Here is a 15,615-nt window from a genome sequence, read left to right on the forward strand (position 1 = left end):
TTGAGCAAGAAATCATGTCTGCAAACCAGAGGCTCTGAATGGTGATGACAGGTCTTGGTGCGACGGTGGCGCGGGCGGGGAGGCGGCTTCTGTCATCGCTGCCGGCGTTGTTCGGCGTGCTGGTCTTCACCTTTCTGCTGATGCGGGTCCTCCCCGGAGATCCCGCGGTGTTCTTCGCCTCGGGGCCCAATGCCGGCAAGGAAGAGATCGAGCAGATCCGCAAGCAGATGGGGCTCGACAAGTCGGTGCCGGAGCAGCTCGTGTTCTATCTGTCCGATATCGGCCGCGGCAATCTCGGCCGCTCCATGATGACCGGACAGCCGGTCCTGAAGGACCTTCGCGAACGGCTGCCGGCCTCGCTGGAGCTCACCTTCACGGCGCTGCTGATCGCGCTGATCGCGGCGGTCCCGCTCGGCGTGGTCGCAGCCTTGAAACCGGGATCGCTGGTCGATCACGGCGTGCGGCTGTTCTGTGCGCTCGGCGTCTGCGTGCCGACCTTCGTCTCGGGCCTGCTGCTGATCTATGTGTTCTACTATCTGCTCGGTCTTGCGCCTGATCCGACCGGGCGGATCGACGTCTTCACCTCACTGCCGCCGCAGCGCACTGGGTTCCTGTCGATCGATTTCTTGCTCGCGGGGGACATCGAAGGCTGGTGGGCGGCCTGCAAGCAGTTGATCCTGCCGGCGCTGAGCATGGCCCTGTTCGTCATCGCGCCGCTGGCGCGGATCACACGTGCCTCGATGCTGGTCTCGCTCGGTAGCGATTTCGTGCGCACCGCGCGCTCCGTCGGATTGTCCTGGCAGAAGGTCGTCGTCACCTATGCGCTGCGCAATGCGATCCTTCCCGTCATCACCATTGCAGGCATCGTGTTCTCGACCATGCTTGGCGCGAATGTCCTGGTGGAGAAGGTGTTCTCCTGGCCGGGCGTCGCCTCCTACGCGCTCGATGCGCTGCTGTCGTCCGACTATGCGCCGGTGCAGGGTTTTGTGCTGCTGATGGCTGGCATCTTCGTGCTGGTCAATCTGGTCGTCGATATCTGCTACGGCATCGCCGATCCCAGGGTGGCGATCGGATGACCAGCGCAACCTTCCGCCATTCGGTCTGGATTTTGCGCGGCAACCCGCTGACCGGCGTCGCCGCGGCCGGTGTCCTGCTGTTCGTCCTGGTCGCGATCTTCGGACCGTGGCTCGTGCCCTATGATCCCATCGTCTCCAATGTCTCGGAGGCCTTGCAGCCGCCGAGCGCGGCGCACCTTGCCGGCACCGACCAGCTCGGGCGCGACGTGTTCAGCCGCCTCGTCGTTGCGGCACGGCTCGACCTGGCCATCGCGGTCTCGGCGGTCGGCATCTCCTTCGTCATCGGCGCCGTCGTGGGCTCGTTCTGCGGCTATGCCGGCGGCAGGCTCGACCGCTCGGTCGGCCGCTTCGTCGATGTCATGATGGCCTTTCCGCTGTTTGTGCTGGCGATGGCGATGGTTGCGGCGCTCGGCAACCGGATCGAGAACATCGTGATTGCGACCGCGATCATCAATCTGCCCTTCTACATCCGCTTCGCCCGTGCCGAGGTCAACGTCCGGCGCAATGTCGGCTGGGTGGAGGCGGCGCGTTCCTGCGGCGAGAGTCATTTCTCGGTGGTGCTGCGCTTCCTGTTGCCGAACATCCTGCCGGCGATGGCGGTGCAAATCTCACTCAACCTCGGCTGGGCGATCCTGAACGCCGCCGGTCTTTCCTTCATCGGCCTTGGCGTCAAGCCGCCGACCCCGGAATGGGGCATCATGGTCGCGGAGGGGGCGCGCTTCATCTCGACGGGGCGGTGGTGGCTGGTGGCCTTTCCGGGCCTCGCGTTGATGATGGCCGTGCTGTGCTTCAACCTCCTCGGTGACGGGATGCGGGACATTCTCGATCCGCGCATGCGCACATGAGCGAGGAATTGCTCAGGATCGACGACCTCCACGTCGAATTCTCGACGCGACGAGGGATGGTCGAGGCCGTGCGCGGTGTGACGCTCACGGTCGAAGCCGGCGAGATGCTTGGCCTCGTCGGCGAAAGCGGCTCTGGTAAGTCGGTCACCGGTTTTGCCACGACGCGGCTGCTCGATGCGGCCGGCCGCGTCACCGCAGGCAAGATACTGTTTCGCGGGCAGGACGTCACAAAACTCAGGGGTGACGATCTCCGGCAGCTCCAGGGCGCCGCAATGTCGATGATCTTCCAGAACCCGCGGGCGGCGCTCAATCCGATCCGCGCGATCGGTTTGCAGATCGCGGACGCGATCCTCACGCACAAGCGGATATCGAAGGATGCCGCCCGCGCCGAAGCGCTGGAGCTGTTGCGCGCCGTCCAGATCCGCGACCCCGAGACGCGGATGAACGCCTATCCGCACGAACTTTCCGGCGGCATGTGCCAGCGCGTCATGATCGCGATCGCGATTTCCTGCAATCCCGCGCTCTTGATTGCCGATGAGCCGACGACCGGACTCGATGTCACCACGCAGAAGGTGGTGATGGACCTCCTGGCGGAGATTGCCGCCGCGCGCGGCATGGCGACGATCCTGATCACGCACGATCTCGGGTTAGCGGCGCGATATTGCCGCCGTATCGCGGTGATGGAACGCGGCCGCATCGTCGAAGAGGCAAGCCCCAGGACGCTCTTCGGCGCGCCGCAGCACGCCTATACCAGGCGGCTGGTGGCGGCGTCGCCAACCGCGACCTCCGGGATCGCGGACCTCGTGACGGAAGAGGAGCGGGAAGGCTACGCGGCTGTCATCGGCAGGCCCAGACGGGAGCCCGTCCACGGGACTCCGCCGCTGCTGGAGGTGCGCAAGCTCGCAAAACGCTTCGACGAGGGCGCTGCGGCGGTGGCGGACTTCTCGATGACGATGGCCGGCGGCGAGAGCGTCGGCCTCGTCGGTGAATCCGGCTCCGGCAAGAGCACGACGTCGCGCATGATCTGCCGCCTGATCGACCCGAGCGAGGGCGAGATCGTGTTCGACGGCCAGGCGATCGGCCATGTGGCGTCGCGCGACTTTCACCGCTCGCAGTTCCGCAAAGATATCCAGATGGTGTTCCAGGACCCGAACGAGAGCCTCAATCCGCGCTTCACCGCCTTCGACTGCATCGCCCATCCCCTGATGCGGCTCGATCGTATGCGTGGGGGCGATGCGCTGCGCAAGCGGGTGGAAGACTGCGCCGATCGCGTGGGGCTGCCGCTGGATCTGTTGCCGCGCTTTCCGCATCAGCTCTCCGGCGGCCAGAAGGCGCGCGTCGGCATCGCCCGTGCCATCGCCTGCCGGCCGCGCCTTCTGGTGCTGGACGAGCCGACCGCTGCGCTCGACGTCTCCGTTCAGGCCGTGGTGCTGCAACTGCTCGACCGCCTGCGGCGCGAGAACGACATCGCGCTGCTGTTCGTCAGCCACGATCTCAACGTGGTGCGGATGCTCTGCGACCGCACCATCGTGCTGCGCAATGGCGGCATCGTGGAGCAGGGCGAGAGCCGGGCGTTGTTCGACAATCCCAAGACCGACTACACGCGCAAGCTGATCGAGGCGATCCCGCATATCGAGAACGGCCCGGTGCTGGCGGCCGCGCTTTGAGGTCTCGACTGGCCCAGCTAGTGCGGATATCGCGCTGGCGAAGGTCTGGTTAGTGGCATACCATTTGCACGCCAATGAGCTCTGGTTTCACCTGTTCTTGGCCAACGATGGCCGGCATCACGGCACTATTGGGAGGATTTCATGGATCGCAGGACCGTATTGAAGGGACTGGCCGGCGCGGGCGGTCTGGCATTGAGCGGCCTCTCGGCCCCGGCGATCGCACAAGGCGCCTCCGCGCGCACCCTGCGCTTCGTGCCGCAAGCAAACCTTGCCAATTTCGACCCGATCTGGGGCACGCAATATGTCGTGCGCAATGCCGCCGCGCTGGTCTGGGATACGCTCTACGGCGTCGATTCCGCGCTGCAGCCGCAGCGGCAGATGGTCGAGGCCGAGGAAGTGACCGACGACGGCACCACCTGGACGTTCAAATTGCGGCCGGGGCTCAAATTCCACGACGGCGAGCCGGTGCTGAGCAAGGACGTCGTTGCGAGTCTCACTCGCTGGGCGGCACGCGATCCGATGGGGCTGATGCTCAAGGCGCTGCAGCAGGAACTCACCGCTGTCGACGACCGCACCTTCAAATGGGTGCTGAAGCAGCCGTTCCCGAAGATGCTCTATGCGCTCGGCAAGAACAACTCGCCTTGCGCCTTCATCATGCCGGAGCGCATCGCGCAGACGGACCCGTTCAAGCAGATCGGCGATTATGTCGGCTCGGGGCCGATGAAGTTCGCCAAGGGTGAGTGGGTCCCGGGCGCCAAAGCCGTGTTCGAAAAATTCGCCGACTATGTGCCGCGGCAGGAGAAGGCATCGTGGCTCGCCGGCGGCAAGCAGATGCTGCTCGACCGCGTCGAATGGATCGTGATGCCGGATCCGGCGACCGCCGCGGCCGCGTTGCAAAACGGCGAGATCGACTGGTGGGAGAACCCCATCGCGGACCTCGTCCCGGTCCTGAAGAAGAACAAGAACATCAGCGTCGACATCGGCGATCCCCTCGGCAATGTCGGCTCGTTCCGCATGAACTTCCTGTATCCGCCTTTCAACGACGTGCGGGCGCGGCGCGCAGTGCTGATGGCGATGAGCCAGGAAGACTATATGCGTGCGCTCGTCGGCGACGACAATTCGCTGTGGAAGTCGCTGCCGGGCTTCTTCACGCCCGATACGCCGCTCTACACCGAGGCGGGCGGCGAAGTCTTGAAGGGCAAGCGCGATCTCGACGCCGCCAAGAAGCTGCTCGCGGAGAGCGGCTATTCCGGCCAGCCGGTGACGTGCCTGGTGGCGCAGGATCAGCCGATCACCAAGGCGTTCGGCGATGTGACCGCCGATCTCCTGAAGAAGCTCGGCATGAATGTCGACTTCGTCGCGACCGATTGGGGCACCGTCGGCTCCCGCCGCGCGCAGAAGACACCGCCCGGGCAGGGCGGCTGGAACATGTTCCACACCTGGCATGCAGGTTCGGACTGCATCAATCCGGCGCCCTACACCGCCATTCGCGCCAACGGCGACAAGGCGTGGTTCGGCTGGCCGAGCAGCCCCGGCACCGAGAAGGAGGTCACGTCCTGGTTCGAGGCCAAGAACCTCGACGAGGAGAAGGCCGCGGTCGCTCGCCTCAACAAGGTCGCGCTCGAGGACGTCGTCTACGCGCCGACCGGCTTCTTCCTCAGCTACACGGCCTGGCGCAAGAACGTCTCCGGCATCACGAAAGGGCCGCTGCCGTTCTTCTGGGGCGTGTCGAAATCCGCATGACCCTGCGCTGAAGCCAGATGCTCTCCTACATCCTCCGGCGTATCGCCTCGACCTTGCCCGTGATGGCGATCGTCGCGCTGTTCGTGTTCAGCCTGCTCTACATCGCGCCGGGGGATCCCGCCGTGGTGATCGCGGGCGATCAGGCAAGTCCGGAGGATGTGGAGCGCATCCGTCAGAGCCTCGGGCTCGACCGACCCTTCCTGATCCAGTTCGGCAGCTGGGTCTGGCGCATTCTGCACGGCGATCTCGGCACCTCGATCTTCACCAATCTGCCGGTCTCGACCATGATCGGCCAGCGTCTCGGGCCGACGCTGTCGCTGATGATGGTCACGCTCCTGCTCACGATCGTGGTCGCGGTGCCGCTCGGCGTGCTGGCGGCCTGGAAGGCGGGAAGCCTGATCGACCGGGCCATCATGGCCTTTGCCGTGTTCGGCTTCTCCCTGCCGGTCTTCGTCGTCGGCTATGTCCTCGCCTACGTCTTTGCGCTGGAGCTCGAATGGCTTCCCGTGCAGGGCTATACGCCGCTCGCCCAGGGCCTCTGGCCCTGGCTGCAAAACCTGATCCTGCCGTCGATCGCACTCGGCTGTGTCTACATCGCGCTGATCGCGCGTATCACGCGCGCCACCATGCTCGAAGTGCTGCAACAGGATTATATCCGCACCGCGCGCGCCAAGGGCCTCGGGCAGGGCGGCATCCTGTTCGTCCACGCGCTGAAGAACGCGGCAGTGCCGATCGTCACGGTGATCGGGATCGGCATTGCGCTTCTGATCGGCGGCGCGGTCGTCACGGAAAGCGTGTTCGCGATTCCCGGCCTCGGCCGGCTCACGATCGACGCGATCCTGCGCCGCGATTATCCCGTCATCCAGGGCATCGTGCTGCTGTTCAGCTTCGTCTACGTCCTCGTCAATCTGATGATCGACGTCGTTTATACGCTCGTTGACCCGAGGATCCGCTATTGACCGACACGACCGTCAATCCGCAAGCGCTGCCGGCGGGCTTCGTCCTCGCGCCGCAACTGCCGGAGATTCTTCGGCCCGTCGTGATCCGGCGCGGCTTCATCGGCCTGCTGCGGGGCCATCCCACCGTCGCCATCGGTGGCACGTTGCTGCTGATACTCGTCCTGATCGCGATTTTTGCGCCTTATCTTGGCACGGTGGATCCGACCGCACTTGCGCCGGCCAAGCGCACCCGCGCGCCGTCGGCGCTTTACTGGTTTGGCTCCGACGTGCTCGGTCGCGACATCTATTCACGCGTGCTGTTCGGCGCGCGCGTCTCGCTCACGGTCGGCTTGTCCGTTGCGATCTTCGCCTCCGCGGCCGGTCTCGCCATCGGCATCGTCTCCGGCTTCATCCGCTGGGCCGACGGCATCTTGATGCGCTTCATGGACGGCCTGATGTCGATCCCGCCGATCCTGCTGGCGATCGCGCTGATGGCGCTGACACGCGGCAGCGTCGGCAACGTCATTCTGGCGATTACGGTTGCCGAAATCCCGCGGGTTTCCCGTCTTGTCCGTAGTGTGGTGCTGTCGCTGCGCGAGCAGCCTTACGTGGATGCAGCGGTAGCCTGCGGCACGCGCACACCGATGATCATCCTGCGCCACATCCTGCCGAACACGCTGGCGCCGATGCTGATCCAGGCGACTTACATTTGCGCCAGTGCGATGATCACGGAAGCGATCCTGTCCTTCATCGGCGCGGGAACGCCGCCGACCATTCCGTCCTGGGGCAACATCATGGCCGAGGGGCGGGCGCTGTGGCAGGTCAAGCCCTACATCGTGTTCTTTCCGGCGGCGTTTCTGTCCGTCACCGTGCTCGCCGTGAATTTGCTCGGCGATGGCCTTCGCGATGCGCTCGATCCGCGCATGGCCAAGAGCCTGTGATGGCGAGGGGTTGATCGCGATGGCACTGCTTGAAGTCGAAAATCTCCAGACCCACTTCCGCACGCCCAGCGGCATCAACCGCGCGGTGGAAGGCGTGTCGTTCCATGTCAACGAGGGCGAGACGCTCGCCATCGTCGGTGAGTCCGGTTGCGGCAAGTCGGTGACCTCGATGTCGCTGATGCGGCTGATTCCGGAACCACCGGGAAGGATCGCCGGCAGCATCCGCTTCGCGGGCAAGGACCTGCTGCAAATGTCGGATCGCGAGATGCGCGCGATCCGCGGCAACGACATCTCGATGATTTTTCAGGAGCCGATGACCAGCCTCAATCCGGTCCTGACTGTCGGCCGCCAGATCCGCGAGACGCTGATGATCCACCAGGGCCTGGACAAGCAGGCCGCGGAGGCGCACGCCATTGAGATGTTGATTCTGGTCGGCATTCCCGAGCCGACGCGTCGCGTGCGTGAATATCCGCATCAGCTCTCCGGCGGCATGCGCCAGCGCGTCATGATCGCCATTGCACTCGCCTGCAATCCAAAGCTTCTCATTGCGGACGAGCCGACCACCGCCCTCGACGTGACGATCCAGGCGCAGATCCTGAAATTGATGCTGGATCTCAAGCACCGGGTTGGCGCAGCCATCATCCTGATCACCCACGATCTCGGTGTCGTCGCCGAGATCGCCGAACGCGTCATGGTCATGTATGCCGGCCGCAAGGTCGAGGAGGCGCCGGTGGCGGAACTGTTCCGTTCGCCGCGTCATCCGTATACGCAAGGCCTGCTCGGCGCAGTGCCGCGGCTCGGCTCGTCGCTGACCGGCACGGCGAGACGGCTGGCGGAGATCCCCGGGCAGGTGCCTGATCTGCGCAAGCCCATCGTCGGCTGCGTCTTCGCCGGACGTTGCGCGCTCGCGACCGATCTCTGCCGGCAGTATGCGCCGGGGCTCGAAGAGAAGGGCCCACGTCACGTCGCGGCCTGCCATTATGCGGCCAAGGGAGCGGTCGCGGCATGAGTCCTCCGCTGCTCCAGGTCAACGACCTCAAGAAGCACTTCCCGGTCAAAAAAGGCCTGTTCAGCCGCAAGTCCGAATGGGTCTATGCGGTGGACGGTGTGTCGTTCGAGATCGCGCGCGGCGAGACGCTCTCGCTGGTCGGCGAGTCCGGCTGCGGCAAATCGACGGTCGGCCGTGCGATCCTGCGCCTGTTCGACATCACGGCAGGGCAGGTCATCCTCGACGGCCAGCGTATCGACGACGCTCATCCGAGCACGATGCGTCAGATGCGCCGCCGCGTGCAGGTGGTGTTCCAGGACCCGTTCTCGAGCCTCAATCCGCGCATGCGCGTGCGCGACATCCTGGCCGAGCCGATCCGCAATTTCGGCCTCGCCAAATCCGCGATCGATCTCGAGACACGCGTGGCGGCGCTGATGGACACCGTGCGCCTGCCGCGCGAGGCGCTGAACCGCAGGCCGCACGAATTCTCCGGGGGCCAGCGCCAGCGCATCGGCATCGCGCGTGCGCTCGCCGCCGAGCCCGAGCTGATCGTCTGCGACGAGGCGGTGTCGGCGCTCGACGTCTCGGTAAAGGCCCAGATCGTCAATCTGCTGCAGGATCTGCAGCGCGAGTTCGGCCTGGCGCTGCTGTTCATCAGCCATGACCTCGCGATCGTCGAGCACATGACCCATCGCGTCGCGGTGATGTATCTCGGCAAGATCGTCGAGGTGGCGCCGCGCTACGAGATCTTCGCCGCGCCAAAGCATCCTTACACCAAGGCGCTGCTCTCGGCGGTGCCGCTGCCCGAGCCTGGCGCTCAGCGCAATCCCATCATCCTCAAGGGAGACGTGCCGAGTCCGATCAACCCGCCGAGCGGGTGCCGCTTCCACACCCGTTGCCCATGCGTATTCGATCGCTGCCGGACCGAGGAGCCGACATTGCGCGCGGCTGGACCCGAGCAGTGGGTGGCCTGTCATCTCGAAGAAGGTGCGACGGTGACGAGCGGCTAGCCGTCTGGGCGGTCGCAAAGCTCTGGATCGAGGCGCAGGGGCGTCAACCGGGCGAGGATGACACTCTGCTCCTGTTTTGCCCGACGAGTCAAAAACGTTTGCGACGAAAATTCATGTGTAAAAACAACCTCATTCTACTGTGCATGGGGTTGTTTTCGCGTTTTTTGTTTTAGCCGCCTTCAACCCTGGCGGCGCAGGAAGCCCGTGATCGTCACCTTTTCCCAGATGTCGGCCGCGGCAAACGGATCGGCTTGGTTGAAAGCCTCGACCTCGCTGCGGCCGGGCGCCTCGATCAGGAACAGGCTGCCAATCATCCTCTCGCCGTCGTCGGAGACCAGCGGCCCTGACATCACGATCTTGACGCCGAAGCGCGAGGTGTCGCTCAGGAAAGCCTTGTGGGCGTCGTAATTGGCGAGCCGGATCGGCAGCGCGCCGGCGCGGTCGAGGGCGTGAATGGCGAACAGCATGATGGTCTCCGTTTATATCACGTTTTCTTGGGACGGCCGCGGCTGCGGCCGTCCGGGCTTGTCGTGATGGCGGCGGTTGGTTACTTGCCGCCGAGCTTGCTGGCTTCTTCGAAAGTCGGGCAGCTCCGTTGCTCCAGCGGCACGTCGAACGGCTGGTAATTGTCCTTGGTGATCACGGTCGGCTTCAGCACGATCTCAGCAATGACGGGCTGGTTGCGCAAGGAGCGGATCGCCATCATGGTGCCGAGGCAGCCTTGAAAGAATCCGTTGTAATCGCCGCTCGCGAGCAGCTTGCCGGACTTGATCGCGTCGATCGCTTCCTTGGTGCCGTTGATGCCGATCACCTGCGCCTTGCGGTTGGCGCCGTCGAGGGCCTCGATCGCGCCGACCGCCATGGCGTCGTTGGCGGCGAGCACGCCGTCGATCTGCGCGTTCGACTGCATCAGATTCTCCATCACCTGGAGCGCCTGGAGCCGCTGGTAATTGCCGGGCTGCGAGGCCAGCAGCTTCGCACCGGCATTTTCCTTCAGCGCGTCGTTGAAACCGCGGACGCGGTCGACATTGGTCAGTGAGCCCTTGACGCCCTCGATGATGACGATGTTGCCCTTGCCGCCGAGCCTCTTGAGCAGGAAGCGCGCGGTCTCGAGCCCGAGGCTGTAATCGTCGGCGCCGACGAAAGACAGGAACTTGCCGCCGGCCGAGCGATCGGTGATGTTGACGACGGGGATCTTGGCCTCGTTGATCTTCTCCACGCCCGGCACCATCGCCTTGTAGTCGACCGGCGTGAAGACGATGGCGCTAGGCTTCTTCACCACGACGTCCTCGATCTGGCTGAGCTGCTCGGGAATGCTGTCGGGCTTGGTCGGGATGTATTGCAGCGTCTTCGCGTTCAGCGTCTTCGCCATGTTGTCCGCGCCGACCCGCACCGTCTGGAAGAACGGATTGGTCTGGTTCTTGGTAAAGACGGCGATGGTCTCGCCATCGGCTCGCGCTTGCGTGGTGAGCGCGGCCGCCATCAGCAGCGGCAGCGCCAAATAACCCAGTGTCTGTTTCATGTTGCCTCCATCCCTCATTTTGCTTGTTGGTCGTTCAAGAGCTCATTGCGCGCGGCGGCGGGTCTTCATGTCGAGCCAGACCGCGAGAATGACGATGATGCCTGTCACCAGCGGCTGCCAGTTGGCGCTGACCGACAAGAGGTTCATGCCGTTCAGCACCAGCGTCAGGATCAGCGCACCGATGAAAGTGCCGAACACGGTGCCGACGCCGCCGAACAGGGAGGTGCCGCCGATCAGCACCGCGGCGATCGCGGGCAGCGTCAGGCTTTCGCCGATGTCGGCCTCGGCCGAATTGAGCCGCGACAGGAAGATGATCGAGGCGAGCCCCGCCATGGTGCCGGAGACGGCGTAGACCAGCAGCAGGCGTCGGGCGACCGGAATGCCGGAGAGCCGCGCCGCGACCGGATTGGCGCCGATCGCGTAGATCTCCTGGCCCCAGATCGTTCGCTGCGCAAACAGCGTTCCGATCCCGAGGAACACCAGCAGCAGATAGACCGGGATCGGCAGGCCGAATAGATAGCCGCTGCCGATCTGGCGGAACCCGGCCGGGAAGCCGTGAAGGGTTTCACCCGCCATGTACCAATAGGTGAGGCCGTTCAGCACCCAGAGCATGCCGTAAGTGGCGATGAAGGAGGGGATGCGCAGCGCGGTGACCATGACGCCGTTGAGGAGCCCAACGATGCCGCCGCAGGCAAGCCCGGTGAGGATGCCGAGCGCCGGCGAGCCGGTCTTGTGGATCACGGTCCCGGCGATGCAGGCGGACAGCGCGACATTGGCGCCGACGGAGAGATCGAGGCCCGCGGTCAGCACCACCAGGGTCAGGCCGGAGGCGATGAAGAAGGTCAGGCTCGCCTGCCTGAGCACATTGAGAATGTTGCCGAGGCTCAGGAAGGAATCGCTGAGCACGGCGAGCACCGCACAAATCAGCAGCGCCGCAAGCAGGCGATAGAACATTTGGATCGCGTCCTGCGACAGGAACGAGCGGGGCGGCGCGATGGCGTCTTTGCTGATGTCGGTCATGCGCGGCTCCGCAGGCCGTCAAGGAAGAGGGCAACGATGACGAGGACGCCGACGCTTGCGACCTGCACCGAGGACGGCAGCGAGATCAGGTTCAGCCCGTTGCGCAGCACGCCGACCGAGAGCACCCCGAGCAGCGTGCCGAGCAGCCAGCCATTGCCGCGCTCGAACGACGTGCCGCCGACGGCGACGGCCGCGATCGCATCGAATTCGAGACCGAGGCCCGCGGTTGGATGCCCGGAATTCATCCGCGCAGTCATCAAGAGGCCGGCGATGCCGGCCATGGCGCCGCCGATCGCATAGACCGCGATCAGCAGCTTGTTCGGTGAGAGGCCGGCGTAGCGCAGCGCCTCGCGGTTGCCGCCGAGCGCGAAGATGTAGGTGCCGAAGCGGGTGTGATAGAGCAGGCCGTGGAAGACCGCGTAGGTCACGAGTGCCATCACGATCGGCACGGGAATTCCCAAAAGCGTCGCCGAATAGATGTCGCGCACGCTGTGGGGGATGCCGACCACGCTCTGGCCGTCGCTGACGATCAGCGATAGGCCCTGCGCCATGCCGAGCGTGCCCAAGGTCGCAACGAAGGGCGGGATGCCCACGATGGCGACCAGCCAGCCATTGGCGAAGCCGAAGGCCGCGCCGACGAGGAGCCCGGCACCGAGGCCGAGCAACATCGAGTGGGTGGTGAGCGAGACGATGGCGACGCAGAGCGAGGTCAGCGTCAGCACCGCGCCCATCGACAGGTCCAGCCCCTCGGTCATGATGATCAAGGTCATCGGCAGCGCGAGCATGGTCAGGATCGTCGACTGCACCAGCACGTTGGAGAGGTTGGCGACCGACAGGAAGCCGGGCGCGATCGTGCTGAACAGCGCGATCAGCAGCACCAGCACGATGGCAACGCCGGGAATCCGTTGCAGCGGATTCGGTTGAGAGACGACCGCGGCCTCACGCATGATGCATCCCCAGTCGCACTATGTTCTCCTCGGTCAGCTCGCTACGCGCGAGATGCCCGGCGATGCGCCCTTCGCGCATCACATAGGCGCGGTCGCAGACGTGGCAGATCTCGACCTGTTCGGACGAGATCATCAGCGCCGCCGCGCCTTCCGCGACAAGGCGGTCGATCAGGGCGAAGATTTCGGCCTTGGCGCCGATGTCGATGCCCCGGGTCGGCTCGTCGAAGATGAAAAGTTTCGAGCCGGCGGCGAGCCACTTGCCGATCACGACCTTCTGCTGATTGCCGCCTGAAAGCAGGCCGACGGTCTGCCGTGCGCTAGGCGTCGCAATGCGTAGCTGACGGATCAGGCCGTCGGCAGTGCGCTGCGCACTGCGCTGGTCGAACAACCCGCTCGGGAACAGTTTTCGCAGCGCCGACACTACCAGATTGTCGCTCACCGATCGCAGCAGCGCGAGACCTTCGCTCTTGCGGCTCTCCGGGATCAGCGCAATGCCGCGGCGGGCGGCGAGGTCGGGCTCACCGGAAATGACTTTGCCGTCGAACACGATCTCGCCTGATGTCACGGGATCGGCACCGAAGATCGCGCGCGCGACTTCGCTGCGACCGGAGCCGACCAGGCCACACAGGCCGACAATCTCACCGCGGCGCACCTCGATGTTGATGTCGGCGATCCCCGTCGATGAACTCAAGGCCTTGACCTCGAGCAGCAGCTCGCCGGGCTTGTCGGCAAAATTGCGCGGGTAGGTCATGTCGACGTTGCGACCGACCATCATGCGGACGAGCTGGTCCGGCGTGACGTCAGCAGGTTTGACGCCGTCGATGCGGCGGCCGTCACGCAGCACGGTGATGCGGTCGCCGAGCGCGAACACCTCCGCCATGCGGTGCGAGATGTAGACGATCGAGACGCCGTCGGCCTTCAGCCGCGCGATCAGCGCGAACAGCAGCTCGGTCTCGCGATCGGATAGCGCCGCAGTCGGCTCGTCCATCACCAGGATGCGGGCGTTCTGGCTGATCGCCTTCGCGATCTCGACCATCTGCTGCTGCGCCACCCCCAGCTTGTCAACGATGGTGGAGGGATCGATGTCAAAGCCGATCGTGCCGAGCACGCGCGCCGCGTCGGCCAAAATCTTGCGGCGATCGATCGTGCCGGGGATGCGGCCCTTCGGCTCGCGGCCGAGAAAAATGTTCTGGGCGATATCGAGATGGGGGACGAGGGAGAATTCCTGGAAGATCACGGCAATGCCGAGCTTCTGCGCGTCCGCGGCCGAGTGGATCGCGACCGGCTCGCCTCTGTAGTAGAACTCGCCGGCATCGGCGCGATAGGCGCCGCACAGCACCTTCATCAGGCTCGACTTGCCGGCGCCGTTCTCGCCCAGCAGCATGTGGACTTCGCCGGGGAAGACGGCAAAGGAGACGTCGTCCAGCGCCTTGACGCCGGGAAACTCCTTACTGATGCCGCGCAGCTCAAGGAGCGGGACAGGTGAGGCGGGCTCGACGGCTAATGCGGCGGTGCTCATGCCTGCGCTCCGCCTGCAAAGATCTTTCCGGGGTTCATCAGTCCGTCAGGGTCGAGCGCGCTCTTGATCGACCGCATCACATCGACGGCCTCGCCGAGCTCGTCGGTGAGATAATCGATCTTGCCGAGCCCAATGCCGTGCTCGCCGGTGCAGGTGCCGTCCATGGCAATCGCGCGGGCGACCATGCGGGCCTGCAGCGCCTTGGCGCCTTCGGCTTCCTCGGGCCTGGCCGGGTCGACCAGGATCAGCATGTGAAAGTTGCCGTCGCCGACATGGCCGACGATCGGCGCGGTGAAGCCGTGCGCGTCCGCGTCGCGCCGCGTTTCGGTCAAGCATTCGGCGAGCCGCGAGATCGGCACGCAGACATCGGTGATCACTGCGCGCGCGCCGGGTCGCAGGCCCAGGCCGGCATAGAGCGTATTGTCGCGGGCGTGCCAGAGCCGACTGCGATCCTCCGGCGCCTTGGCCCAGGCAAAACCGTGGCCGCCATGGTCGGCGGCGATCGCCTCTGCGGCCTCGGCCTGTTCGGCAACAGAGGCCTCGGAGCCGTGGAATTCGAAGAACAGCGTCGGGGCTTCGCGATAGCCGAGCTTCGCATAGGCGTTGATGCCGCGCATCATGACGTCGTCGAGCAGCTCGATACGCGCCACGGGGATCGCGGACTGGATCATCGAGATCGCGCTGTCCACGGCGTTGGGCAGGGTGTCGAAGCTGCAAACCGCGGCCGAGATCGCCTGCGGCACGGGATGCACCTTCAGCGTGATTTCGGTGATTAAACCGAGCGTGCCCTCGGCGCCGACGAACATGCGCGTCAGGTCGTAACCGGCGGCTGACTTGCGCGCGCGTCTGGCGGTCCGGATCACGCGGCCGTCGGCCAGAACCACCTCCAGCGCCATGACGTTGTCCTTCATGGTGCCGTAGCGCACCGCCATCGTGCCGGAAGCTCGCGTGGACGTCATGCCGCCGATCGAGGCGTCGGCGCCGGGATCGATCGGAAAGAAAAGCCCAGTGCCGCGCAGCTCCGCATTGAGCTGCTTTCGGGTGATGCCGGGCTGCACGACGACGTCCATGTCGCTATCGTGCACCGTCAGCACCTTGTTCATGCGTGCGAAGTCGAAGCAGACGCCGCCCGCGACCGCGGCCGCATTGCCTTCGAGCGAGGTCCCGGCGCCGAACGGAACGATGGGCATATTCGCGCCGGCGCACAGTTTGACGATCTCCGCGACCTCCTGCGTGGTTTCAGGGAAGACGACGATGTCGGGCGGCAGGTTGCGATAATGCGACTCGCTCTGCCCATGCTGATCGAGCACGCCACGCGCGACGCTCGCGCGCGGGCCGATCATGCCTGTGAGGCGATCGGCCAATATGCTCGTGCTGACTCGCGGTCCCATTCTTACTC

14 protein-coding genes are annotated in these 15,615 nt (G+C 65.1%); 8 read left to right on the forward strand and 6 right to left on the reverse strand.

All coding sequences use genetic code 11. The features are described from left to right. Nucleotides 1-41: 41 nt before the first annotated feature. The 8 genes from AC0L23_RS24475 (at nt 42) to AC0L23_RS24510 (ending at nt 9,208) form a co-directional block, all read left to right on the forward strand. A complete protein-coding gene (locus AC0L23_RS24475; protein ID WP_473357475.1) occupies nt 42-1,076 on the forward strand; it encodes an ABC transporter permease in 1,035 nt (344 codons plus the stop codon). Next, on the forward strand, nt 1,073-1,921 hold the full coding sequence (locus AC0L23_RS24480; RefSeq protein ID WP_377827554.1) for an ABC transporter permease: 849 nt from the start codon (nt 1,073-1,075) through the stop codon (nt 1,919-1,921). The genes AC0L23_RS24475 and AC0L23_RS24480 overlap by 4 nt, the downstream gene beginning before the upstream one ends. Continuing rightward, nucleotides 1,918-3,588, forward strand: a complete 1,671-nt coding sequence (gene nikE / locus AC0L23_RS24485; protein ID WP_473357470.1) for a nickel ABC transporter ATP-binding protein NikE — start codon at nt 1,918-1,920, stop codon at nt 3,586-3,588. Before AC0L23_RS24480 ends, nikE begins: the two co-directional genes overlap by 4 nt. A 141-nt stretch (nt 3,589-3,729) precedes the next feature. After that, a complete protein-coding gene (locus AC0L23_RS24490; protein WP_473357471.1) occupies nt 3,730-5,331 on the forward strand; it encodes an ABC transporter substrate-binding protein in 1,602 nt (533 codons plus the stop codon). A gap of 17 nt (nt 5,332-5,348) precedes the next feature. Then, nucleotides 5,349-6,290, forward strand: a complete 942-nt coding sequence (locus AC0L23_RS24495; protein ID WP_085352392.1) for an ABC transporter permease — start codon at nt 5,349-5,351, stop codon at nt 6,288-6,290. Next, nucleotides 6,287-7,210, forward strand: coding sequence for an ABC transporter permease (locus AC0L23_RS24500; RefSeq protein ID WP_018458693.1), 924 nt, complete (start codon nt 6,287-6,289; stop codon nt 7,208-7,210). The genes AC0L23_RS24495 and AC0L23_RS24500 overlap by 4 nt, the downstream gene beginning before the upstream one ends. A 19-nt stretch (nt 7,211-7,229) precedes the next feature. Continuing rightward, nucleotides 7,230-8,219, forward strand: coding sequence for an ABC transporter ATP-binding protein (locus AC0L23_RS24505; RefSeq protein WP_247338679.1), 990 nt, complete (start codon nt 7,230-7,232; stop codon nt 8,217-8,219). Beyond that, nucleotides 8,216-9,208, forward strand: coding sequence for an ABC transporter ATP-binding protein (locus AC0L23_RS24510; protein ID WP_247474388.1), 993 nt, complete (start codon nt 8,216-8,218; stop codon nt 9,206-9,208). Before AC0L23_RS24505 ends, AC0L23_RS24510 begins: the two co-directional genes overlap by 4 nt. Before the next feature lie 179 nt (nt 9,209-9,387). Here AC0L23_RS24510 and AC0L23_RS24515 read toward each other — a convergent pair whose 3' ends face one another. From AC0L23_RS24515 to AC0L23_RS24540, 6 genes are all read right to left on the reverse strand, one after another. Further along, the gene (locus AC0L23_RS24515) at nt 9,388-9,675 is read right to left on the reverse strand and encodes a YciI family protein (protein WP_018458696.1); all 288 of its coding nucleotides are present in this window, start codon (nt 9,673-9,675) and stop codon (nt 9,388-9,390) included. Nucleotides 9,676-9,755: 80 nt separating this feature from the next. Next, complete coding sequence (locus tag AC0L23_RS24520) at nt 9,756-10,730, reverse strand: sugar ABC transporter substrate-binding protein (RefSeq protein WP_247393767.1); 975 nt, start codon at nt 10,728-10,730, stop codon at nt 9,756-9,758. Nucleotides 10,731-10,772: 42 nt separating this feature from the next. After that, on the reverse strand, nt 10,773-11,750 hold the full coding sequence (locus AC0L23_RS24525; RefSeq protein ID WP_204510789.1) for an ABC transporter permease: 978 nt from the start codon (nt 11,748-11,750) through the stop codon (nt 10,773-10,775). Next, complete coding sequence (locus AC0L23_RS24530; protein WP_018458699.1) at nt 11,747-12,697, reverse strand: ABC transporter permease; 951 nt, start codon at nt 12,695-12,697, stop codon at nt 11,747-11,749. The genes AC0L23_RS24525 and AC0L23_RS24530 overlap by 4 nt, the downstream gene beginning before the upstream one ends. Next, nucleotides 12,690-14,216, reverse strand: coding sequence for a sugar ABC transporter ATP-binding protein (locus AC0L23_RS24535; protein ID WP_018458700.1), 1,527 nt, complete (start codon nt 14,214-14,216; stop codon nt 12,690-12,692). The genes AC0L23_RS24530 and AC0L23_RS24535 overlap by 8 nt, the downstream gene beginning before the upstream one ends. Continuing rightward, a complete protein-coding gene (locus AC0L23_RS24540; protein WP_026233640.1) occupies nt 14,213-15,607 on the reverse strand; it encodes an FAD-linked oxidase C-terminal domain-containing protein in 1,395 nt (464 codons plus the stop codon). The genes AC0L23_RS24535 and AC0L23_RS24540 overlap by 4 nt, the downstream gene beginning before the upstream one ends. Between the last annotated feature and the right edge of the window lie 8 nt (nt 15,608-15,615).

The organism is Bradyrhizobium sp. MI1.4 (assembly GCF_055811315.1).